This window comes from Rhodanobacter sp. BL-MT-08, from assembly GCF_054161255.1.
The window spans coordinates 516,666-539,154 of sequence record NZ_CP167872.1; the positions used below are offsets into that span (position 1 = coordinate 516,666).

At 64.6% G+C, this 22,489-nt stretch carries 23 protein-coding genes; 9 read left to right on the forward strand and 14 right to left on the reverse strand.

The genetic code is table 11. The features are described from left to right. Positions 1 to 5: 5 nt before the first annotated feature. From ubiB to ACDK93_RS02095, 4 genes are read right to left on the reverse strand one after another with little or no spacing between them, the layout of a single operon-like run. A complete protein-coding gene (ubiB, locus tag ACDK93_RS02080) occupies positions 6 to 1,646 on the reverse strand; it encodes a ubiquinone biosynthesis regulatory protein kinase UbiB (RefSeq protein WP_458072321.1) in 1,641 nt (546 codons plus the stop codon). Between the two features lie 5 nt (positions 1,647 to 1,651). After that, on the reverse strand, positions 1,652 to 2,311 hold the full coding sequence (locus ACDK93_RS02085; protein ID WP_458070933.1) for a ubiquinone biosynthesis accessory factor UbiJ: 660 nt from the start codon (positions 2,309 to 2,311) through the stop codon (positions 1,652 to 1,654). A gap of 27 nt (positions 2,312 to 2,338) precedes the next feature. Then, on the reverse strand, positions 2,339 to 2,809 hold the full coding sequence (gene trmL / locus ACDK93_RS02090) for a tRNA (uridine(34)/cytosine(34)/5-carboxymethylaminomethyluridine(34)-2'-O)-methyltransferase TrmL (RefSeq protein ID WP_458070934.1): 471 nt from the start codon (positions 2,807 to 2,809) through the stop codon (positions 2,339 to 2,341). A gap of 55 nt (positions 2,810 to 2,864) precedes the next feature. After that, positions 2,865 to 3,068, reverse strand: coding sequence for a hypothetical protein (locus ACDK93_RS02095; RefSeq protein WP_179478271.1), 204 nt, complete (start codon positions 3,066 to 3,068; stop codon positions 2,865 to 2,867). Positions 3,069 to 3,439: 371 nt separating this feature from the next. Here ACDK93_RS02095 and ACDK93_RS02100 point away from each other — a divergent pair, with 371 nt between their 5' ends. Then, positions 3,440 to 3,847 (forward strand): DUF4156 domain-containing protein, encoded by a 408-nt coding sequence (locus ACDK93_RS02100; protein WP_458070935.1) that lies wholly within the window; start codon positions 3,440 to 3,442, stop codon positions 3,845 to 3,847. A gap of 71 nt (positions 3,848 to 3,918) precedes the next feature. Beyond that, positions 3,919 to 5,319, forward strand: a complete 1,401-nt coding sequence (gene pssA / locus ACDK93_RS02105) for a CDP-diacylglycerol--serine O-phosphatidyltransferase (RefSeq protein WP_458070936.1) — start codon at positions 3,919 to 3,921, stop codon at positions 5,317 to 5,319. Between the two features lie 12 nt (positions 5,320 to 5,331). On the opposite strand, the gene ACDK93_RS02110 is transcribed toward pssA, so the two are convergent. Together ACDK93_RS02110 and ACDK93_RS02115 are read right to left on the reverse strand one after the other, a co-directional pair. Next, on the reverse strand, positions 5,332 to 5,940 hold the full coding sequence (locus ACDK93_RS02110; protein WP_458070937.1) for a GNAT family N-acetyltransferase: 609 nt from the start codon (positions 5,938 to 5,940) through the stop codon (positions 5,332 to 5,334). A 47-nt stretch (positions 5,941 to 5,987) separates the two neighbouring features. Next, positions 5,988 to 6,194, reverse strand: coding sequence for a YdcH family protein (locus tag ACDK93_RS02115; protein WP_458070938.1), 207 nt, complete (start codon positions 6,192 to 6,194; stop codon positions 5,988 to 5,990). A gap of 139 nt (positions 6,195 to 6,333) precedes the next feature. On the opposite strand from ACDK93_RS02115, the gene ttcA reads away from it, so the two are divergent. The 5 genes from ttcA (at position 6,334) to ACDK93_RS02140 (ending at position 11,233) form a co-directional block, all read left to right on the forward strand. Further along, the gene (gene ttcA / locus ACDK93_RS02120) at positions 6,334 to 7,194 is read left to right on the forward strand and encodes a tRNA 2-thiocytidine(32) synthetase TtcA (protein WP_458070939.1); all 861 of its coding nucleotides are present in this window, start codon (positions 6,334 to 6,336) and stop codon (positions 7,192 to 7,194) included. 56 nt (positions 7,195 to 7,250) lie between these two features. Continuing rightward, positions 7,251 to 8,453, forward strand: coding sequence for an amino acid aminotransferase (locus ACDK93_RS02125; RefSeq protein ID WP_458070940.1), 1,203 nt, complete (start codon positions 7,251 to 7,253; stop codon positions 8,451 to 8,453). A 93-nt stretch (positions 8,454 to 8,546) separates the two neighbouring features. Further along, positions 8,547 to 9,464: a recombination-associated protein RdgC gene (locus tag ACDK93_RS02130; RefSeq protein WP_458070941.1), complete on the forward strand. Its 918-nt coding sequence runs from the start codon at positions 8,547 to 8,549 to the stop codon at positions 9,462 to 9,464. A gap of 315 nt (positions 9,465 to 9,779) precedes the next feature. Then, positions 9,780 to 10,550, forward strand: coding sequence for a M48 family metallopeptidase (locus tag ACDK93_RS02135; protein ID WP_458070942.1), 771 nt, complete (start codon positions 9,780 to 9,782; stop codon positions 10,548 to 10,550). A 104-nt stretch (positions 10,551 to 10,654) separates the two neighbouring features. After that, positions 10,655 to 11,233, forward strand: coding sequence for a methyltransferase family protein (locus ACDK93_RS02140; RefSeq protein WP_458070943.1), 579 nt, complete (start codon positions 10,655 to 10,657; stop codon positions 11,231 to 11,233). Positions 11,234 to 11,275: 42 nt separating this feature from the next. Here ACDK93_RS02140 and ACDK93_RS02145 read toward each other — a convergent pair whose 3' ends face one another. From ACDK93_RS02145 to ACDK93_RS02170, 6 genes are all read right to left on the reverse strand, one after another. After that, positions 11,276 to 11,824: a sterol desaturase family protein gene (locus ACDK93_RS02145; protein ID WP_458070944.1), complete on the reverse strand. Its 549-nt coding sequence runs from the start codon at positions 11,822 to 11,824 to the stop codon at positions 11,276 to 11,278. Between the two features lie 214 nt (positions 11,825 to 12,038). After that, on the reverse strand, positions 12,039 to 13,040 hold the full coding sequence (locus ACDK93_RS02150; protein WP_458070945.1) for an alpha/beta fold hydrolase: 1,002 nt from the start codon (positions 13,038 to 13,040) through the stop codon (positions 12,039 to 12,041). Positions 13,041 to 13,123: 83 nt separating this feature from the next. Further along, on the reverse strand, positions 13,124 to 14,980 hold the full coding sequence (locus ACDK93_RS02155) for a M1 family metallopeptidase (RefSeq protein WP_458070946.1): 1,857 nt from the start codon (positions 14,978 to 14,980) through the stop codon (positions 13,124 to 13,126). 139 nt (positions 14,981 to 15,119) lie between these two features. Beyond that, entirely contained in the window at positions 15,120 to 16,070 is a 951-nt protein-coding gene (gene pip / locus ACDK93_RS02160) for a prolyl aminopeptidase (RefSeq protein ID WP_458070947.1), read from the reverse strand. A 24-nt stretch (positions 16,071 to 16,094) separates the two neighbouring features. Beyond that, the gene (locus ACDK93_RS02165; RefSeq protein WP_458070948.1) at positions 16,095 to 17,663 is read right to left on the reverse strand and encodes a S10 family peptidase; all 1,569 of its coding nucleotides are present in this window, start codon (positions 17,661 to 17,663) and stop codon (positions 16,095 to 16,097) included. Between the two features lie 29 nt (positions 17,664 to 17,692). Next, complete coding sequence (locus tag ACDK93_RS02170) at positions 17,693 to 19,249, reverse strand: S10 family peptidase (protein WP_458070949.1); 1,557 nt, start codon at positions 19,247 to 19,249, stop codon at positions 17,693 to 17,695. A gap of 174 nt (positions 19,250 to 19,423) precedes the next feature. Between ACDK93_RS02170 and ACDK93_RS02175 the strand changes: the two genes are divergently transcribed. Together ACDK93_RS02175 and ACDK93_RS02180 are read left to right on the forward strand one after the other, a co-directional pair. Further along, entirely contained in the window at positions 19,424 to 20,338 is a 915-nt protein-coding gene (locus ACDK93_RS02175; RefSeq protein ID WP_458070950.1) for a DMT family transporter, read from the forward strand. Between the two features lie 59 nt (positions 20,339 to 20,397). After that, a complete protein-coding gene (locus ACDK93_RS02180) occupies positions 20,398 to 20,961 on the forward strand; it encodes a molybdopterin-dependent oxidoreductase (RefSeq protein ID WP_458070951.1) in 564 nt (187 codons plus the stop codon). A gap of 34 nt (positions 20,962 to 20,995) precedes the next feature. On the opposite strand, the gene ACDK93_RS02185 is transcribed toward ACDK93_RS02180, so the two are convergent. Continuing rightward, on the reverse strand, positions 20,996 to 21,649 hold the full coding sequence (locus tag ACDK93_RS02185; RefSeq protein ID WP_458070952.1) for a Pr6Pr family membrane protein: 654 nt from the start codon (positions 21,647 to 21,649) through the stop codon (positions 20,996 to 20,998). A gap of 10 nt (positions 21,650 to 21,659) precedes the next feature. Next, positions 21,660 to 22,427 (reverse strand): bifunctional demethylmenaquinone methyltransferase/2-methoxy-6-polyprenyl-1,4-benzoquinol methylase UbiE, encoded by a 768-nt coding sequence (gene ubiE / locus ACDK93_RS02190; RefSeq protein WP_458070953.1) that lies wholly within the window; start codon positions 22,425 to 22,427, stop codon positions 21,660 to 21,662. Positions 22,428 to 22,489: the final 62 nt, after the last annotated feature.

Here is a 22,489-nt window from a genome sequence, read left to right on the forward strand (position 1 = left end):
AGCGCTCAGCGCGAGCGTGGCCAGCCGACGGCAAACGCCAGCAGGCCGGCGATGCTTTCGAGAATCGGCGGCAGCGCGCCATGCTGCGGCGCCAGCGTCCACAGCAGCGCTGCGCTGATCATCAGCGAGCTGCCGAGCAGACTGCAGACGATGAGCCGCTGCTGCTGGCGGGCGCTGTCCTGCTGCAGCTTCAGCCACAGTGGATCGGGCACGCTGCGCTGTTCGCCGCGACCGAGCTGGCGCAGCGCGTCGCGCACCAGCTCGGGAAACTGCGGGGCGTCGTGCAGCCACACCGGCAGGCGCTTGCGCACCTCGCGCAGCGTGCGCAGCGGACTGTAGCGTTCGCGCAGGATGCGCTTGAGCACCGGATGCGCCACCGCCCAGATGTCGATGTCCGGATCGAGCATGCGGCCGACGCCTTCGATATTCAGCAGGGTCTTCTGCAGCAGGATCAGCTGCGGCTGCAGCGTCAGCTCGAAGCGCTGGGCGGTGCGGAAAAGCTTGATCACCAGATCGGCGAGCGAGATCTGCGACAGCGGTCGGGTGAAGTACGGCTCGCACACCGTGCGAATCGCGGCCTCCAGTTCATCGATGCGCAGATGTGCCGGCATCCAGCCCGCTTCCACGTGCAGCTGCGCGATGCGCGCGTAGTCGCGCTCGAACAATGCGATGAAATTCTGCGCCAGAAAATACTGGTCGGTTTCCGGCAGCGATCCCATGATGCCGAAGTCGAGCGCGATGAAGCGCGGCTCCTCCAGTCGCGACGGGTCGACCCAGATATTGCCTGGGTGTGCGTCGGCGTGAAAAAAATTGTCGCGGAACACCTGCTCGTAAAACACGCGCACGCCCTTGACCGCCAGCTTCTTGCGATCCAGCCCGGCGGTATCGATGGCTGCGACATCGTCGGTGCTGATGCCGTAGACGCGCTCCAGCGTCAGCACGCGCTCGGCGGTGAGGTCCCAGTGCACGGCAGGAACGTAGAGATCGAACCCGCTGGAGAAGTTGCGTTTGAGCAGGCTGGCGCTGGCGCCTTCGCGCTGCAGATCGAGCTCGTTTTCGAGCATCTTTTCCACTTCGGCCACGACTTCCAGCGGACGTATCTTGTCGGCCTTCGGATGCCAGCGCTGTGCCAATTCGGCCAGCGAATGCAGCAGGCGCACGTCGCGTGCGATTCGCTCATCGATGCCCGGCCGCAGCACCTTGACCACCACCTGGCTGCCATCGTGCAGCGCAGCGGCATGCACCTGGGCGATGGACGCCGAGGCAAGCGGCGTTTCATCGAAATGGCCGTATAGAAGGTCAATCGGCGACTTGAGTTCACGCTCGACGATGGCGCGCGCCTCGCTGCCCGGAAACGGCTCGACCTGATCTTGCAGCAGCGACAGCTCGTCGGCGATGTCCGCTGGAATCAGGTCACGTCGCGTCGACAGCACCTGGCCGGCCTTGACGAAAATCGGCCCCAGCTCGGTCATCGCCAGCCGCAGGCGTTCGCCGCGCGAAAGCGGCCCGACGTCCACGCGCGGTTTGGCCGCCAGCGGGCGGAAGAATTTCAGCGGATTGACGCCCTTTTCCTCGCCGACCATTTCATCGACGCGATAGGCCAGCAAGATCGAGATGACCCGCAGCAGTCCCGGCACCACGCGCAGCGGCATCATGCGACGTGGTCCTGCAGGCGGCGAACCAGCCGCTGCACGCGCGATTCCAGTCGGTCGCTGCGCTCGCGCAGCGTATCCACGCCGTCGAGAAAGCCCTCGACTTCGCCCGGCGCTAGCGCGAGACGCGACTCTTCGCGCAGCCAGTCGGCGCTGTCTTCGGTCAAATGGGTGGCCGTCTCCTTGGCGTGGCTGAGCGCCTTGCGCACGGCCCTGGCAATGGGTACGCCGAGCACGTCGCCAAAGGTGCGTGCGAAGGCCTCTTCAAAATCGGGCGCAAAGGTCGTGGCCAGCTTTTCCAGCCGCCGCGCCAGTTCGGCGTCACCGGCAATGTCGACCTTGCCCGGCGAGATGCCGTCGCCGTCGCGTTTGAACAGCATCGCCAGCAGGCTGCCCGGCGTGGCGGCCACGCGCAGCTGGCTGCCGGACGCATTTTCTTCGGGCGGTCCGACCACGAGACGCGCGTTTTCCACGGTGATGGCCAGCGCGATTTCCGGCCCGCGCAGATGCAGCAGCACGCGGCGTCCGTTCAGCGCGATCAGCCGCTGCTGGGTATCCGGATCCAGCGACAGCGTGTGGTTCAGCGCGGTTTCCAGCGCGCGACCGGCGAGTCGGCGCAGCGACGGCGGCAGCCAGGAGTTGGGAGTGGCGTCAGTCATCCGGCGATTGTAGCCGGCAAGCCGGCTTCAGACCTGCATCGCGCCATCGAAGCCAAGCTGCCGCCAGGCCTCGTATACGGCGACGGCGACGGTGTTGGAAAGATTGAGGCTGCGGCTGTCCGGTCGCATGGGCAGGCGCAGGCGCCGTTCGGCGGGAATCGCTTCGAGCACGTCGCCCGGCAGGCCGGCGGTTTCGCAGCCGAACAGCAGCGCATCGCCTGCGGCAAAGTGCGCGTCCACGTGGGCAACCCTGCCCTTGGTGGTGAAGGCGAACACGCGCGGCTGGCCGATGGACTCAAGGCAAGTAGCGAGGTCGTCATGCACCATGAGGCTGGCGTACTCGTGGTAGTCCAGCCCGGCGCGGCGCAGGCGCGCATCGTCCAGTTCGAAGCCCAGCGGGCGGATCAGATGCAGCGCGGCGCCGGTATTCGCACACAGGCGAATCACGTTGCCGGTGTTCGGCGGAATCTCGGGACGGAAGAGGATGACGCGCAGCATCCGGCCATTATCGCTCAGCCCGGCGCGTATCGCGGCTGGGCAGCATCGGAAAGACTCAACCGTGCACTGCGGGGCAAACAACACCGTCGGGCTTCATCGCGCACGCGGTCGGCGCCGTCAGCAGGGCGCTGGCCACTCGATTGCCGTTGGCATGCTGCAAACCCTGCGGTCGGGCATTCAACATGGCACCCATGATCAGCGCGCACACGGCGAAGCAGGCAACGAACAGGCCGCGAAGCATAAAGGTTTCGAATTTCATGGCGTTTCTCCAGTGAGGCGGGATTACCTCTAGTGACTGGGTATTTGCAATCGCTATGCCAAGCGCCTTTTCTCATGTAAATGAATGAAATTCATAGATTTATTCGGCAGCCCAGATGATCTATGGATTGTCCGCGGACGGTTGGCCGCGGCCAGCGGACAGCCGGACAGTGCGCGTAGCGCCGAATTCGCAGTCCACTCCGCGGAGCGCGCCCTTGGAGATGATCAGCGGATGCCACCGGTCACCGGTGGTTTCGCAGCGTCATTGACGGCGGCGGGCAATTGCGGACGCCACCGCCTCCTCGCGTTACGATGTGGGGATGCCGGGTTGGCGTCGGCACTTTCTTTCAAGTCACCGCTGCGGAGTCGTCCATGCGCAAGACCCTGTTGTTGCTCGTTCCTGTACTGCTGAGCGCCTGCACCTACGGCATCACGCTGGATGATGCGGCCAAGAATGTGCGTACGGCGTGGGGTGGCGATGTGTCGGGTTGCCGCGACATGGGCAAGGTCACCGTGTCCGTGCAGGATCACATCGGCCCCGTAGATCGCAACAACATCACCGTACGCGACGAGCTGGAAGTGCTGGCGCGCAATCAGGCGGCCGAGCTGCACGCCGACACCATCAAACCGCTGGCCGACCCGACCGATGGATCGCAGCCGTGGGGCGCCTACCAGTGCGGTTCACGACCGATCAATCCGCAAGCGCGTCCGCCGGCCGCGCCGAGCAACGCCACGTCGCCGCCTGGCAACGCGCAGACCTTTCCGGTCCACGGCGGCTGAAGCGCTTTGGCCGCATCGCGATGTCCGGGCGCCGTGTGGCGTGGCGGGCATGCTGTTGACCACAGATATCCATGAATAAGCTGATCAAGGCGCCGCGCCGACTGGCCAAGCGCATCTTGCCGTTTCGGCAGAAGGCGGCGTCGAAGGCGCTACTCAACACGCTGCCGGCGTTTGCGGTACCGGCCGAGGCGATCGAGGTGCTGCCCGATCCCGCCGCGTTCCGGCAGACCCTGCTGCGGCAGATCGCGCAGGCCACGCGCCGCATCCTGATCGTGGCGCTGTATCTGCAGGACGACGACGGCGGCCGCGAAGTGCTCGACGCGCTTTACGCGGCGCACGCGAGAAATCCATCATTGGAGATCGGCGTCTTCGTCGACTGGCATCGCGCGCAGCGCGGTCTGATCGGCAAAGCCAAGAGTGAGGGCAACGCCGGTATGTACCGCGAGTACGCCGAGCGCTTCGGCCCGGGTGTGGTGATCTATGGGGTGCCGGTACAGAACCGCGAGCTGTTCGGCGTGCTGCACCTGAAAGGCGTGATCATCGACGACACCGTGCTCTACAGCGGCGCCAGCTTCAACGACGTCTACCTGGCCAAGCAGGACCGCTATCGGCTCGATCGGTATCATCGGCTGCTGCACCGTGAGCTGGCCGATGCGATGGCCGACTTCCTGCGCCGGCACTTCGTCGAAAGCGAGGCCGTGCGCCGGTTGAATGTGCCCGACGTGCCGAACACGCGCAGCCTGTATCCGGCCATCCGCACGTTTCGCGACGATTTGCAGGGTGCCCGCTACGACGTGCCGCACGATGTGCTGGGCGCCGCGGATGTGGCGGTGACGCCGCTGCTGGGATTCGGTCGCGCGGACAACCTGCTCAACGACGTGCTGCTGGCGCTGCTGCGCGGTGCGCGCCGGCGGGTAATCCTGCTGACGCCGTATTTCAACCTGCCGCGACCGGTGCGGCTGGTGATCGGTCAGCTGCTGCGCCGCGGCTGCGAGATCCACATCATGGTCGGCGACAAAACCGCCAACGATTTCTATATTCCGCCGCCGCAGCCGTTTCGCACCATCGGCCTGCTGCCGTATCTGTACGAAAACAACCTTCGCCGTTTTGCGCGTGCTCACCGCCAGCAGATGGCCAGCGGTCAGCTGAATATTTATCTGTGGCGGGACGGCGACAACAGCTACCACCTCAAGGGCGTGTTGATCGACGACGACGTGGCTGTCATCACAGGCAACAATTTCAATCCGCGCGCGTGGGCGCTGGATCTCGAAAACGGCCTGCTGTTGCGCGACCCGGGCCACCTGCTCACGGCCAAACACGAAGCGGAATGGGCGGCATTGCGGCAGCACGCCGTGCGGCTCACGGACGATCTCGCGCTGGAAAGCACGCGCAGTTACCCGGCCGAGGTGCGCAAGAATCTGAAGCGGCTCAACCGCGTGCGTCTCGATCGGCTGGTCAACCGCATCATGTAAGGCGCGTGGCGCTCAGCGCGTTCGCGCAGCGACCAGGCGATCCAGCCGCATGCACAGCCAGCGATCCACGTCCGGCCATTCATCGGCGAGGATGCTGTAGCAGACGGTGTTGCGCAGGGTCCCGTCGGGGCGGCGCTTGTGCGCGCGAAGCACGCCGTCGCGCTGCGCGCCCAGGCGTTCGATGGCGCGCTGCGAGTCGAGGTTGCGATGGTCGGTGTGAAACTCCACCGCCACGCAGTGGATCGTCTCGAACGCATGCCGCAGCAGCAGGCGTTTGCAGGCGGTGTTGAGATGGCTTTTCTGCCAGCTTTTGGCATACCAGGTGTAGCCGATGGCCAGCCGCGGCAGCTCGGGCGCGATGTCGTAATAGCGGCTGGTGCCGACGATGGCGCCACTGGTTTTTTCGCGGATGGCGAACGGCAGCATGAGGCCTTCGGCTTGCCCCTTGAGTGCGGCTTTCACGTAGGTCTGGGCCTTTCCCGGTGCCGGTGCGCTTGTGAACCACAGATTCCACAGCTCGCCATCGGCGGCGGCCGCTTCGAGTGCGTCGACGTGATCGAGGCTGAGCGGTTCCAGCGCGACGTGGTCGTCCTGCAGCGTGGTCGGTACGAGTGGTGGCATCGGTAGTCCGGTGAGATGAGCCGCGCGTGGGACGGAAACGTTGCCGGTCAGGCATCCAGGTCGGGAATCAGCTTGCTTTCCAGGCGGGCAATGCTGTCTTTCAGCAGCAGCTTGCGCTTTTTCATGCGGGTAAGCTGCAGCTCGTCGCGGCTGAGGCCTGCCGCCAGCTGGTGAATGGCCGTATCGAGGTCGCGATGTTCCACCCGCAGTTCGGCCAATAGGTGAACGATGGCGGCGTGATCCTTGACCTGCATGGCAACTGGCAACGGCTGGGGAGTAAGCCTCCTAGTCTAGCGCCGATCCCTGACGCCGTTTGTCGCCGCGAGGGTGCAAACGGCGGGCGGCTAGAATGAGGTTAATCTTTACGTTCAACCTGCCGCGCCACGAGTCGCCATGTCTGCTCAACCCGATATCCGCCGTTCGCCCGTCGCCGAGGCCGACAAGCTGGCCCGCCGCCTGCGCCACCGGGTGGGGCAGGCGATTGGCGATTTCGGCATGATCGACGAGGGCGACAAGGTGATGGTGTGCCTGTCCGGCGGCAAGGACTCCTACACCCTGCTGGAGCTGCTGCTGCAGCTGCAGGTCAAGGCGCCGGTGCGCTTCGAGCTGATCGCGGTGAACATGAACCAGAAGCAGCCTGATTTCCCCGCGCACGTATTGCCTGATTACCTGCGTGCCCGCGGCGTGCCGTTTCACATCATCGAACAGGACACCTACAGCACGGTGACGCGCGTGATTCCGGCCGGCAAGACCATGTGCAGCCTGTGCTCGCGCCTGCGGCGCGGCGCGCTTTATACGTGGGCAGCGGCCAACGGTATCAGCAAGATCGCGCTGGGCCATCATCGCGACGACATCCTCGCCACATTCTTTCTCAACATGTTCTATCAGGCGCAGCTGAAGGCGATGCCGCCCAAGCTGCGTTCGGACGATGGCCGGCACGTGGTGATCCGCCCCCTGGCGTACTGCCGCGAGAGCGACATCGCCGACTTTGCTTTGCATAGACAATTCCCGATCATTCCGTGCAACCTCTGCGGCTCGCAGGAAAACCTGCAGCGCAAGGCCGTGCAGCGAATGCTGGACGAATGGGAAACGCTGCAGCCCGGCCGCAGCGAGAACGTTTTTCGCGCCTTGGGCCGCGTATCGCCCTCGCATCTGGCCGATCGCGAACTGTTCGATTTTTCCGGCCCGGACATGCATGCTGTGGATTCGTCCGCGTGGACCGTCGACGCGACGGATGAGACGGCATTCTCGTAAGCTTGGGCGCTGCCGCATCCCCGACCGACCCCCATTTCCTGAGTAGAGTACGCACCGTGTCTTTTTTTGCATCCGTTGAAATGGCCCCCGGCGATCCGATTCTGGGCCTGACCGAAACCTTTGTGGCCGACGCGCGCCCGGGCAAGATCAATCTCGGCGTGGGCATTTACGTCGACGAACAGGGCCGTGTGCCGTTGCTGCGCTCGGTTTACGAGGTGGAAAAGGCGCTGGCCTCGGCGGCCAAGCCGCGCGGCTATCTGCCGATCGACGGGATGGCCGCGTACGACAAACTGACCCAGCGGCAGCTGTTCGGCCCGGGATCGCCCGTGCTGGAAGCCGGGCGCGTGGTCACCGCGCAGACCGTGGGCGGCAGCGGCGCACTTCGCGTGGCGGCCGACCTGCTCATGCAGGTGAGCGGCGCCAGCGGCAAAGTCGCCATCAGCAACCCGAGCTGGGGCAATCACCATGTGATTTTCCGCACCGCCGGTTTTCAGCTGCTCGACTACCGCTATTACGACGATGCCAGCCACGGCCTGGATTTCGCCGGCATGCTGGCCGATCTGGGCAAGCTGGAGCCTGGCACGGTCGTGCTGCTGCACGCCTGCTGCCACAACCCGACCGGCGTCGACCTCGACGCGGCGCAGTGGGCGCAAACGATCGACTTGCTGAAGGAGCGCCAGCTGCTGCCGTTCGTCGACCTGGCCTATCAGGGCTTCGATCAGGGGCTTGATGCGGATGCGACGGCGGTGCGCCTGCTGGCCGCCTCCGGCATCGAGGCGTTCGTGGTGGCCAACTCGTATTCCAAATCGTTCTCGCTCTACGGCGAGCGCGTGGGCGCGCTGTCGATGGTCGCGGCCAACCGCGACGAGGCGGCGCGCGTACTGTCCAAGATCAAGCAGACCATTCGCGCCAACTACTCCAGCCCGTCGACCCACGGCGCAGCGCTGGTGGCCGGCGTGCTCGGCAGCACCGAGCTGCGCGCGCAGTGGGAGCAGGAGCTGGGCGAGATGCGCGAGCGCATCCACGCGATGCGTGCCGGCATGGTCGAGCGGCTGGCGGCGCACGGCGCCACGCAGTTCGCCTTTATCCAGAGCCAGGCCGGCATGTTTTCGTATTCCGGTCTGAGCAAGGCCCAGGTCCATCGCCTGCGCGACGAGTTTGCCATCTACGCATTGGACAGCGGCCGCATCTGCGTGGCCGCGCTCAATCGCGACAACCTGGAAACCGTGGCCGCAGCGGTCGCTACCGTCAGCCGCTGAAGTCTTCCGTTCGCCATACGTCGGTGATCTTCGAGATCGCCCGGGTGGCGGCGCAGTCATTCCTGCCCTCGGGCGACCATCATTCGGATATCCATGTTTTTTCGCAATCTCACGCTGTTCCGTTTTTCCCCCGCCGTTGCCACCGATCTGAAGCGCCTTGACGAGGTGCTGGCCGAACACCGCCTGCGTCCGTGCGGGCCGATGGAAATGTTCACCAAGGGCTTCGTGCCGCCGGTCGGGCGTGGCGAGGAAGCGCCGCTGACCCACGCGGTGAAGCAGTGCACGCTGATGACCGTCGGCGGCGAGGACAAGCTGCTGCCGGCGCAGGTCATCAACGAAGAGCTCTCGCGCAAGGTGCAGAAAATCGCCGAAGAAGAAGGCCGCAAGGTCGGCGGCCGCGAGCGCAAGCGGATCAAGGAAGATCTGCTGAACGAGCTGCTGCCGCGCGCTTTCGTGCGCACCTCGCGCATGTCCAGCTACGTCGACATGAAAAACGGCTGGCTGGTGCTGGATACGTCCAGCCGCAAGTCCGCGGAAAACGCGCTGACTCAGATCCGCGAGGCGCTGGGCAGCTTTCCCGCCGTGCCGCTGGCGCCGGAAGAGGGTCCACGCGTGCTGATGACCGACTGGCTGGCCAACGGCAATCTGCCGGCGGGCCTCACCCTTGGCGACGAGTGTGAGCTGCGCGATCCGGCCACCGCCACCGGCGCCATCGCCAAGTGTCGCCGGCAGGATCTGGATGCCGAGGAAGTGAAGGAGCACCTGCGTAACGGCAAGCAGGTGTTTCTGCTCGGCCTGACCTTCGACGATCGCATCAGCTTCGTGCTGGGCGAAGACCTGATCATCCGCAAGCTGAAATTTCTCGACGTGGTGATGGACGAGCTGGGCGACAGCCAGCAGGACGCGCAGGCCGAAATGGACGCCAGCTTCGCCCTTTTGACGCTGGAACTCGAGCGTTTGCTAGGCAAATTCGAGGAGTGGTTTGGGCTGCCGCGCCCCGCTGATGGCTAAGAGCCTGTCCAGCATCTCCCCATGACCCGCGTTGAGCCGTCGCGATTGCCACGACTCAACCCTTCGGGCCGGGCCGGTTTGCGCCCAGGCCGGCGTCATCACTCGGTCGTGTACCGACGTACACTTCCTCCTTCTTCCTTGTCCTGAACGCAAACCGCCACCGGCGCGGGCCACGAGGAAACGATGGACAGGCTCCAACGAAATATCCGCCCCATTTGGACGGCTAAAGCGGCATACTGGCTGTCCGGTGTGCTCGCGCGATTGGCGAAAACATCTCCGCGACAACAGCACGACGAGGCTCAAACGGGCAGCCGTATGGCGCAACATCTCGAAGGCGATTGGCTGGAACTGGCGACGGTCAGCGGCAACAGCATCATGGTGCTGAAGGCCGCCCACCCGCGCGCGCGGCGGCTGCGCCTCACCGTCACGCCCAAGGGCGCGCGCGTGTCGTACCCGCACGGCACACATCCGGCCCAGGTCAACGCCTTCCTGCGCAGCCACGCGGAATGGCTGGAGAAAAAGCTCGCCGAGCTCAACCTGATCGTCGACCCGATTCCGCCGCTGCGGCTCGGCTACGCCACCGAGTTCCCCCTGCGCGGCGAAACGATGACGCTGGACTGGGCCGAGGGCCCGTATCCGCGCATCGAGCCCAGCGTGACCGGCCTGACCCTGGTGATTCCGCGTCCGCATACGCGCGCGCTGCCGATTGCCCGTGGCCTGCTGGCGTCCTTTCTTGAAGGGCAGATGCGCCGCGACGTTTCGCGCTGGCTGGCCACCTATGTGCCCTTGCTCGGCCTGGCACCGACCTCGCTGAAAATCCGTCCCATGAAGAGTCTGTGGGGCAGCCTGGATACGCGCGACCGCATCAATCTCGATCTGGCGCTGGCCCTGGCGCCCTCGGCAGCCCTGCGCTACGTGCTGGTCCACGAGCTGTGCCATCTCAAAGTGCGCAACCACTCCGCGCGCTTCTGGGCGCAGGTGGCCAGCCTCTACCCCGACTGGCAGGAGCAGCGCGACTGGCTGCGCGTCAACGGCGGCATGCTGAAGGCCGAGCTCGACCGCCTGGTGGCCGACGTCGCCGACTGAGCGCACTGTCCTCCCGCTTCCGCGGCACCGTTGCCATCGACACCCGTTCCGCGCACCATCCGCAGCGAACGCCGCCATGTCGGCCATGCCAGCAGGGACTGACCATGCAACCACCGATTACGACATTGGCAGCCGCGGCGTGGCTACTGTTTTTGTTTTACTGGCTGTGGAGCGCGCGGCGGGTCAAGAGTTCGGCCCGCGGCGAGCCGGTCTGGTCGCGTTTTTTCAAGTACTGGCTGCCGATCATCGTGAACCTGGCGCTGATGTTTCCGACCTCGCTGTACGAAGGCACCCTGCTGGGCACACGCTTTATTCCCGACGTTTTGTGGCTGGCCGCGCTGGGTCTGCTGCTGGCCGTGGCCGGCCTGCTGTTCGCCTGCTGGGCGCGCGCCATTCTGGGCAGCAACTGGAGCGCGGTGGTGCAGGTAAAGCAGGACCACGAGCTGATCGAGCGCGGCCCCTACCGCTACGTGCGCCATCCGATCTATACCGGCCTGCTGCTGGCGCTGGTCGGCACGGCCTTGTTACTCGGCGAATGGCGCGCCGTGCTGGGCTTCGTGCTCATGTTCGTGTCGTTCTGGCGCAAGCTGCGGCTGGAGGAAACCTGGCTCAGCGAACACTTCGGGCCGGCTTACGGCGAGTACATGCAGCGGGTCAAGGCGCTTATTCCGGGCGTGCTCTGAAATCGCCCGATAGAAACGGGCGTCTCGCCGCCGTAAATCTAATTAGAGCTTGCGCGCCTGCCGCACGTAGCGTGTGCCAAGCAATACATCCCACAGCGGCGTGGTGACGCCGAAATTGCTGTCCGGATGGTAGTGGTGCACGTGGTGCGAACCGGCCCAGCGCCGCATCAGCGGGTGCTTGAAGCGCACATGGTGAATGGTGAAGTGGCTCAGACCGTAGGCGATATAGCCCAGCGTGACCGCGCCCATCATCAAAAAAGCGAATCCGAGCGGCAGGATCAGCATCATCAGACCGGTCAGGATGAAAAGCACCGCGCCGGGAAGAAAAAACGGCAGCGAGTCGTAGCCCAAAGGTTTCTCGTGGTGCAGCTGGTGGCCCTGGGCGAAGAGCGGAATGCGCGTGTGGAACATCCAGCGATGGAAGAAGTACTCCACAAAGCTGAAGGCGAACAGGCCCAGCACGATCGCCGCCACGCCTTCCATCAGGCCACCGGCCAAATGACGCCAGCCTTCGAAGAACAGCAGCAGGGCCAGCGTTCCGTCCACGACGACTTCGGCCCAGTAATTGGCCCGTGTGGAAGACATCCGCATGACGGCGTCCACAAAGGAGCGCCACAGGGTTCGTCTTATCGGTCGTTGCACCATGCCGTCTTCTTGCAAATACACACGCATGTCTCCGGAGCTATAGGGTCATTGTCACATGTTGCTGTGCGCAAATCACAATGATGGGCCATTTGCCGCTGACTCAAAGATAACCAGCCCGACCTGACTGGCAGCGTGAATGCAGCCGCCCTGCGCGGTGGCGCTAGTGCGACAGCGCGAAGCCCGTAAGGATCTGCGCCGTGGCCTCGGGCTTTTCCAGCATCGGAATATGGTTGCAGCCGTTGAGCGTGCTGCTGCTGATGGCGGCCGAATGGGTCAGACCGTCGCGCAGGCTGTCCAGCGCCGAGAGGTCGATGATCTTGTCGTCCCTGCACCATACGCCCAGCACCGGCATCGTCAGGTCGCCGAGCCGGTTCTGTACAGCGAGATATTGCGACGGCTGGCTCAGCTCCTTGAAGTTCTGCTCGATAAAAGCTCGATCGTCCTGATTGCGCTTGATCAGCACATCGACAAAGCGTCCCGGCAGGTCCAGCGGTTTATCCAGCGCCAAGGTGGTCATACGCTCGAAGCCGGCGCGATCGTCGAAAATGAACGGGTCTTTGCCGGCCATGGCGTCGCGTGCAAACGCATTCTCCTTGTACTTCAGGCCGAACGAATCGATCAGCGCGAGCTCGCTGACGTGGTCCGGGTGCTCCGCGGCGTACACCCCCGCAATCGCGCCGCCCAGCGAATGGCCCACCAGAATAAAGCGCTGCAGCCGCAAGGCCTGTGCAAAGGCATCCAGCCGCGCCGCCTGGGCGTCGACGTTGTAGCTGGCGCCGGCGACCCGCGTCGATTCGCCCCACCCGGGCAGATCGGGGATGATCAGGTGGAAGTGCGGCGTCAGCAGCTTGGCCACGTCCAGCCACACCTCCTTGCTGTCGCCCAGGCCATGCAGCAGCACGATGGTCTGGCCCTGGCCGCCTTCGTAATAGACCCACTTCGTGTCACCGACCTGCACCGAATGCTTGTCCAGATTCGCCGCCATCGCCTGGCGCATGAAATTCGCCTTCATCAGCCACTGCGGCGCAAACAGATAGCTGCCGCCCAGCACGATGATCAGAACCCCCCCGATCCACGCGAGAAACTTCAGCCGTCGCAGCAGCAGACGTTTCCAGAGGGGGCGGGTGGCCGGGATTGGCTTGGTCGATGGGGGAAGAGCCATAGCGGAATTCTTTGAAGTGTTTCGGTGAAGACAAGCGAGTCGGTGATATCTCTAGGCCGACGCGAGCATATACGCGCCACCGTTTACTTTTTAGCAGCGCTTGCTTTTGCCAGGATTCCTTCCACCGCCTGCTGGGTCAGCGGGTGATAGCCGGGCTTGGCTTTCGCGTAGACCTGCTTGGCATAAGCGAGGCCCTCAGGCGTTTTCGCGAAGGCCTTGTACAGCGGCAGCGTGAGATAGAGACGTCCGATGCGGGTCATGTGTTCGGCCGCGGCGGGCCAGACGTCCCTATCGCCGGCGGCGATGGCGTGCACATACCAGCGCATGCCGATTTCCGCATTGGGCGTGCCGGTGAGGTGCCAGGCGGCGTCGAGTTCCTTGATCTTCGCCAGCGCGGTGACGTCGGGCAAGCGGTCGAGGAAGTACATCCACTCCTGCGTGTTCCAGCCCTTCGCATCGAGCTTGTCAGCAGTGAGTTTGTCGCCGAGAAACGCCGTGCGCTCTTTGTCGATATCGTCGAAGCGCGGCGAGTCGGGCAGCGGCGCGTCCTTGGGAATGCCCGTGCCGTAGACCCAGTCCTGCACCTCGGCCCAGCGCATCTTGTCCGGGTATTTGTCGATCAGATTGGGCTTCATATAGGCCAACATCTGCTCGGTGGTGATGCTCTGAAACGCGAAGTGGTCGAAATAGCTGCGCAGATAGGCATCGAAATCGGCGCGGCCGAAGCGCTGCTCCAGCATGCGCAGAAACCACGAGCCCTTGTCGTAGGCAACGCTGGACAGCGCGTCGTCCGCGTCGACGCCGCGCAGGTCCGGGGTCAGCTTCTGCGCGTTGGCCGGCATGCTGCCGATGCTTTTTTCCAACGCGCGCGCCGACAGCAGCGCCTCTTCGTCGGCCAGCGACTTGCCGTACACCTCCTCGGTGATGCGCCCCTGCACGTAGGTGGTAAAGCCCTCATTGAGCCAGCCGTCGCGCCATGTGGCGTTGGTCACCAGATTGCCCGACCACGAATGCGCCAGCTCGTGCGAGATCACCGACGCCAGGCTCTTGTCGCCCACCACGATGGTCGGCGTGGCGAAAGTCATGTTGGCGTTTTCCATGCCGCCGAACGGAAACGACGGCGGCAGCACGATCAGGTCGTAGCGGCCCCAGCGATACGGGCCGTAGAGTTGCTCGGCCGTGGCGATCATCTTTTCGGTGTCCTCGAACTCGTGCGCCGCCTTGTGCACCATCGAGGGCTCGGCGTACACGGCGCTGCGCGGGCCGGTCGCTTCGGCGGCGATGTCGCCCGCGGCAATGGCCAGCAGGTAGGACGGAATCGGATGCGGCTGGTCGAAGGTGTAGTCGCCGTCGAGCGGGTGCTTGGCGTCGTTCAGCGCACTCATCACCACGCGCACGTCGCTGGGCGACTTGATATGGGCGTCGTAAGTGATGCGGATCGCTGGCGAATCCTGGATCGGCACCCACGAGCGCGCGTTGATCGACTCGGACTGGGAAAACATGAAGGGCAGCTTTTTGCCCGCGGTCTGCGCCGGCGTTAGCCACTGCAGGCCGGACGCGTCGGGCGACGTAGCGTAGACGATGCGCACCTGCGTCGGGTGCGTCGGCGTGGCGATGGTGAGTTTGCTGCCGAGCGCCTTGTCGCGCGGCGCCAGCGCATAGTTCAGCGGCGCGGTTTTGCCATCGGCTGAGACGGATTCGATCGAGGCGATTTTCAGATCCCGCGTGTCCAGCACCAGGGACGTCGCCCTCGGATTTTTCCAGTCCAGTTTCAACGTCGCCTGGCCGCGCAACTCGCGCTGTGGAAAGTCGATGGTCAGATCGAGATCCAGATGCGTGACGCGGACCTGATCCGGCTGCGCGTACGAGTAGGGTTCGGCCGCCATGACGGTCAGCGGCAACGTCGATGCAGCAGCGGCAAACAGGGAAAGCAGACGCATGCAGACTCCGGAGAAAGCGAAACGCAAACGAGGAGTATGGCACTGAGGCGTTTGAGGCGGACTTGTGTCTACAGATAGCCAAGACTCAGCGCCGGCCAGTGAGAGCGGCAGATGACAGCGTCAAAACCCGCACACTCAGCTACACAAAACGATCTGCCAGCCGATCCGTCGCCCTTACCAGCTGATCAACAATCGCCGGCTCCGACGCCGCATGGCCGGCCAGCACGATGTGCAGCTCCGCTTCCGGCCACGCGGCGGCCAGATCGCAGGCGCTTTTGACGGGGCAGATGATGTCGTAGCGGCCGTGGATGATGGTGGTGGGAATGTGGCGGATGGTGTCGACATGGCGCAGCAGCTGGTCGGACTCGAACCAGCCGTTGTGGCGAAAGTAGTGGGCCTCGATGCGCGCGAGGCTGAGGGCGACTTCGGGTGCGGCGAAGCCGGCTTCGGTCTCGGGGCTTTCGGCCAGGGTGATGCCGCCGCCTTCCCATGCGCCCCACGCCTGAGCGGCGGCGAGCCGAACGGTTTCGTCGTCCGAGGTGAGCCGGCGCCAGTAGGCTTCCATCATGTTGCCGCGCTCATCGGCGGGAATGGCCGCGGCGTAACGCTGCCATTTCTCCGGCAGGATCCACGAGGCGCCGCCCTCTTCGTAGTACCAGCGGATTTCCGCCGGCCGGCACAGAAAGATGCCGCGCAGCACCAGCCCCAGCACGCGCTGCGGATGCGTTTGCGCATAGGCAAGCGCCAGGGTGGAACCCCACGAGCCGCCGAACACCACCCAGCGTTCGATGCCGAGCTTTTCGCGGATGGTTTCGATATCGGCGACGAGATGCCAGGTGGTGTTGTCGGTGAGATCGGCAAACGGCGTCGATTGCCCCGCGCTGCGCTGGTCGAACAGCACGATGCGATAGCGTGCCGGATCGAAGAAGCGCCGGTGATACGTAGCCAGCCCCGCGCCCGGACCGCCGTGCAGAAACACCACGGGTAGTCCGTCGGGGTTGCCGCACTCCTCCACGCGCAAGGTATGCACGGCATCGACGGAAAGATGCTGCGTGCGGTAGGGCTCGATCTCCGGATACATCTCGCGCATGGGCTTGCCTGTTTGTTTGAGCGACTAAGGCCTTGCGGCCTCGTCGTAGAAGCGCGACAGGTCGGCCTTGACCTGCTTCAGCGCATTGACGTCGAAATAAATCATGTGGCCGGACGGGTAGAAGCCGAATTCGATGTTCTTGCTGATCGACGGCTCCAGCCCGAGGTGTCCCAGATCGAACTGCGTGGCATAGAAAGGCGTGGCCAGGTCGTAGTAGCCGTTGGCTGAAAATACCTTCAGATGCGGGTTGCGGCGCATGGCGCCGGCCAGGTCGCCGCCCACGTACGGGGCCTGGGTGAAACCGTGGCCTTCCGTGCGCTTCCAGTCCCAGCCGCGGTTGATCACGCCGTAGTTGTTCGGCAGGTACGGACGCTCTTCGTTGAACTTCAGCTGCTCGCTGGCGTACTGGTTGAAGGCGGCGAGATAGGCGCCGGTGGCGGCATCGCTGGCGGCATCGCCTTCGGGATTCTCGCCGGCAGCGTCGGGATCGATACCGACGAAACGGCCGTCCAGACGGCCAACTGTCCGGCGCTGATCGCGCAGCAGCTCCTTGCGGAAGCGGCTGGGATCGATGCGCAGATTGGCCTCGCGGATGTAACGCGGCGACAGGCCGATGTACTGGCTCAGCTGATTCGCCACGCGGTCGGCCTCGGCTGGCGTGATCGCGTCGCCCTTGGCCAGCGCCAGCGTGTAGTCGGTAGTGGCGAACTGGCGCACGCTCGCCAGAAAGGTGGCGATGTCGGCGGGCTTGTTCGGCCGGCCTTTATCACCGACTTTGTCGTGATACCAGGCAATCGCCGCCTCGGTCGGCAGGTTGACGATGAAGGCGTGGTCGTCGCCGGTGCTGGCCCAGACGTTGAAATCGAGAATCGACGACATCAGCACCACGCCGTTGAACTCCATGCCCTGCTCCTGCAGCACTTTCACCAGCACGGCCGAACGCGTGGTGCCGTAGCTTTCGCCGAACAGGAACTTCGGCGAGTTCCAGCGATGGTTGGTGCTGACGTAGCGCGTGATGAACTTCGCGAACGCATCGGCATCCTGATCGATGCCGTAGAAGTTCTTGCCCTCGGCGCCGCCGACCAGCTGCGAGTAGCCGGTGCCGGGCGCGTCGATGAAGACCAGGTCGGTCTTGTCGAGCAGGCTGTCGTCGTTGGCGACGGTCTGGTACGGCGGCGGCGGAATCGGCTGGTCGCCCTTGTTGGCCACGCGCACCGGGCCGAACGAACCCATATGCAGCCACATGCTCGACGAGCCCGGGCCGCCGTTGTAAATGAAGGTCACCGGGCGCTTGCCGGGCTTTCCGTCGTCCACGGTGTAAGCCACATAGAAAAAGCTGACGGTCGGCTTGTCCTTGTCGTCCTTGATCAGCAGCGTGCCGGCGGTGGCCTTGTAGTTGATCGTGCGGCCGCCGATGCGCACGCTGTGCCTGGTCACCACGCTGCGTTCGGGCGGGATGGGCAGCGCGTCTTTCTTGCTGTCCTTGTCGCTCTGCGCCTTGGCGTCCGCGGGCTTGTCGTCGTCGGCATGCACGGCAGTGCCGAGGGTCAGCAGCAGCGCGAGGGCGAGCGGTGCGAGATATTTTTTACGCATGGCGATCATTCCGTGTCGATAAGGTGCGATCAGCGCGCGGGTGCGGCGCGATCGTAGAAGCCCGTCAGATCGCTCTTCAGCTGCTTCAGGGCCTCGGTGTTGAGATAGATCATGTGACCCGACGGGTAATACAGAAACTGCAGGTTGCCGCGCAGCGTCGGGTCGAGATTCATATGTGCGAGGTCGTATTCGGTGATGAAGAACGGCGTGGCGAAATCGTAGTAGCCGTTGACCGAGAGCACCTTCAGGCCCGGGTTGGTACGCATGGCGTGCGCCAGATCGCCGGCCACGTAGGCCGTGGGCAGGGGCCGGCGCTGGTCGGCCGCCTTGTGCTTCCAGTCCCAGTCCTTGCTGATGTCGCCGAAGGTGGGGCGATAGTCGAGGTCGCTGTGGTATTTCAGCTGGCCGTCCAGATAGTCATGAAATGCGCTGACGAAGGCGCCGCTGATGCCGCTGTCCGAGGCGTCGTAATCGGGGGTTTCGCCGGCCGCATCCGGGTCGACGCCGGTGAAGCGGCTGTCGTAGCGGCCCAGCGTCAGGCGCTGGTTGCGCAGCAGCTCCTTGCGAAAGCGGCCGAGGTCGATGCGCAGGTTGGCCTCTTCGATGAACGGCACCGACAGCCCCGTGTACGCGGCAAGCTGACGCGCCACGGCGTCGCGCTGGTCGTCCGGCAGGTTCTGCCCCTGGGCCAGGGCGGCGGCGTACGGGCCGCGCGCGAAGGTGCGCACCTGCTCGAGAAACGTCTTGAGATCGGCCGGCTTGTTGGCCAGCTTGTTGTGATACCAGGCCGCCGCCGCGTAGCTCGGCAGATAGCCGATATAAATTTCGTCGTAGCCGGGCAGGCGGATGCCGTAGTTGAGGATCGACGACATCAGGACCACGCCGTTGAAGCTCATGCCGTCATTCTGCAGCGCATCCACCAGCGCGGCCGAGCGCGTGGTGCCGTAGCTTTCGCCGTAGAGAAACTTCGGCGAGTTCCAGCGTTTGTTGATGCTCACGTAGCGCTGGATGGCGCGGCTGAACGCGGAGATGTCCTGGTCAACGCCCCAGAAGTCCTTGCCGGTGGCCTTGCCCAGCGGACGCGAATAGCCGGTGCCGACGGCATCGATGAATACCAGGTCGGTCTTGTCGAGCAGGCTGTCGCTGTTGGGCACCAGATGGTACGGCGCCGGCGCGGTGGCCTCGGGGCTGGCGGTTTCGATGCGCACCGGCGCGAACGAGCCCATATGCAGCCAGACGCTCGACGAGCCGGGGCCGCCGTTGTACAGAAACGTCACCGGCCGCTTGTCGGACTTGCTGCCGTCCATGGTGTACGCCACATAAAACACGCTGGCCTGCGGCTGGCCCTTGTCGTCGCGGATGATCAGCGTGCCGGCCGTCGCCGTGTACTTGATCGAATGGCCGCCGATGCTGGCGCTGTGCTGCGTGCGCACGGCGCTTTCGGTACTTGGCACCGCGGCATCGTCGGCCGCCTGCTTTTTGCCGGCGTCGGACTTCACCGGCGCGGGCGCATCGTCGGCATGGCTGGGGATGGTCGGTGCCAGCGTCAGCGCGCCAGCCAGCAGCAATGAAATCAGGTGACGCATGGAGGCCCCGTATCGGTAACGCGTTTTGGAAGTATGCGTGCCTGGTCGCGGCGGCGACCGTGACAAAAGTACTGGTTGCGTCGATCGGGCCGGATAAATGCGTCGCGTGCCGCGGCCTCACGAATTACGATGAGGGCCTGTCCGAGCGTGAGTCCCTCCTGTGAATTTTCTTCGATGACCGGCACCGAACGCCTCGACGGCCGTACGCTTGCCTGTATTGGCACTGCGCTGCTGACGTGGTCGTCGGCGTACGCGTCGATCGCTTATGCGCTGCCGTCGTTCACGCCGGGCGAAGTGGCGCTGGCCCGGCTGGGCATGGCATCGATCTGCTTCGCGCTGCTGCTGCTGATTCGACGCGTGCCCCTGCCGGCGCGCCGCGACTGGCCGCAGCTGGCGCTGCTGGGCGTGATCGGGCTGACGGCGTATCACATCTGCCTCAACTACGCGGAGACGCGCATCGCCAGCGGCACGGCGTCGATCATGTTGTCGCTGATCCCGGCAGCGACGGTTGCCGTATCCGCCGTGTGGCTGCGCGAGCGGCTGCCCGCGCGCACGCTCACCGGCTTGGGCATTGCCCTGCTCGGTGTGGTGCTGGTGGTGCTGGCCAGCGGCAAGCAGGTGAAATTTCAGCCGATGGCCCTGCTGGCGCTGGTCAGCGTGATCGCCTCGGCGATTTATTTTGTCGGGCAGAAGCCGCTGTTCGCGCGCAACAGCATGCTGGGCGTCACCGCGTTCACGTTTTTTGCCGGCACCCTGGGCGCGCTGCCGTTCGGCTGGCAGCTGCCGCAGGCGCTGGCCGTGGCGCCGTGGTCGCGTATCGCGGCGCTTGCATGGCTTGGTGTGGCTCCAACCTTTATCGGCTACCTGGCGTGGAACGCGGCGCTGCGTCGTACGTCGGCGTCGCAGGTCTCCAGCTTCATCTATTTCTCGCCGCCGATCGCCGTGCTGATCGGCATGCTGTGGCTGCACGAGCAGCCCGGTGTGCTGACGCTGGTGGGCGGTGTTATCACGATTCTCGGCGTGGTGCTGGCCAATACGCGGCGACGTGCGGCGGCGGTAGTTTCGGTGGTGGCGAACGAGGCCTCGTAGGCTCAGCTCCTGCGTCGAGTTCGATGGACCTCGCAGCAAATCAGACAAGGATTGGACCCATGCGCAGAACGGATTTATCTAAAAGCTTTCTCCGACTCGGTGTGACTTTCGCCGTGGTGATTTTTGGCCTGGGCCTTGCCTCTTGTTCCGTGGCCGCCGCCGATATCGCTACACCGAGTGCTTCTGCCAGCGTCACCGTGAGCGGTGAGGTCGGCCATCCGCTTACGCTTGACGCGGCGGCGCTGGCCAAGCTGCCGCGCGTTACCGTACAAGGCAGCGATCACGGCGTCAGCGGCAGCTGGTCGGGGGTGCCGCTGAGCGCGATTCTTTCGGCTGCCGGCGTGCCGCTGGGCGAAGCGCTGCGCGGCAAGAACATGGCCCTGTATGTACGCATCAGCGCAGCCGACGGCTATCGCGCGGTGTATGCGCTAGCCGAGCTCGATCCGCAGTTTCGTAACGAGCCGGTGATCCTCGCCGACCAGCGCGACGGCAAAGCGCTCGGTGCGAAGGAAGGACCTTTGCGCGTCATCGCGCCGACCGACCAGCGGCCGGCGCGCTGGATTCGCCAAGTAACGCGCATCGATGTGCTGCGCTCGCCCGATGCGGCCGAGCCATCGCGTTGAGTCCTTGCGAGCGCACCGATCAATAGCTCGCTGATCAGCGCTCGAACGCTTTCGGCCCACGGCGCGTTTGCTGCCGCGCGAGTGCCACCAGCACCAGCCCCACGGCAACGAAGGCCAGCAGTATCACCACCGCGTTGATCAGCACCTGCCCATAGCCCAGCGTGGGCACGTCGAGAAACGGATACGGGTACCAGCCGTTCAGCGCGCCGCGTGCCAGCGCATAGAGGAAATAGGCGGCGGGATAAACCTGCCAGGCGCCGACCTGGCGCCAGCGCAGCGATGCCTTGGGTATCACCAGCCACCAGTGCAGCAAAAACAGCAGCGGCATCACGTCATGCATGAGCACGTCCGCCAGCAGCTGCCATCCCTGCGGATGCCACAGCTGGCGCAGCAGCAGGTTGTAGATCACGCTGACGATGATGATGCTCATCGCGATCATCGAGTGGACGTCTGGACGGCCAAAAAATCGCGTCGTCGCGCCACGCGGCCCGAGCGCTGAAGCGCCAAGCGCCAGGGCAACGAGAACATTGGTGGTGATCGTGAAGTAGCCGATCCATTGCCAAAGCGCGGCCGGCACGCTGCGGCTGTGATCGCTCGCCAGTTGAATCGTGAGCGTCAGCTGCAGGGCTAGCGCGAACCAGCCGAGCAGGGCGGCGGTCGCCGAAAACGCCCTGGTTCGTTTCGCCATCAGCGTCAGCTCAGAGCTTGTAAGCCCGATGGATCGCCACGATGCCGCCGCTGAGGTTGCGCACTTCGACGCGGCCGTAGCCGGCGCGCTCCATCATGCCCTTAAGGGTCTGCTGGTCGGGGTGCTTGCGAATCGACTCCGCCAGATACTGGTAGCTGTTGGCGTCGCCGGCGAACAGCTGGCCGAGCTTGGGCAGCACCTTGAACGAATGGAAATCGTAGAGCTTGCCGAACAGCTCGCTCTGCACCCTGGAGAATTCCAGCACCAGCAGCCGACCGCCGGGCTTGAGCACGCGCAAGATGTCCGCCAGCGCCTTGTCCTTGTCGGTCACGTTGCGCAGGCCGAAGGCCATGGTCACCGCGTCGAACGAATTGTCGGGAAACGGCAGCGCCTCGGCGTTGAGCTGGGCCCAGCGCAGGCCGCTGACCAGGCCGCGATCGGTCAGGCGGTCGCGGCCGACGCCGAGCATGGCGGCGTTGATATCGCCGACCACCACTTCACCGGTCTCGCCGATCACCGGCTTCAGCAGCGCGGCGATATCGCCGGTCCCGCCGGCCAGATCCAGCACGCGGTCGCCGCGGCGCACGCCGCTGATGGCGACGAAGTGGCGCTTCCACAACCGATGGATGCCGAACGACATCAGGTCGTTCATCAGGTCGTAGCTGCGCGCGACCGAGGTAAATACCTCACCGACCAGTTTCTGCTTGTCGCCGACGGGTACGTCGCGGAAACCGAAATGGGTGGTGGAATCGGTGCTGGGCTTGGGCTGCTCGTTCATGCCGGCAATGCTACAGGAATGCGGCGTGACGGGGCCTGTGATGAAGGGTCGCGTCCGGTGGC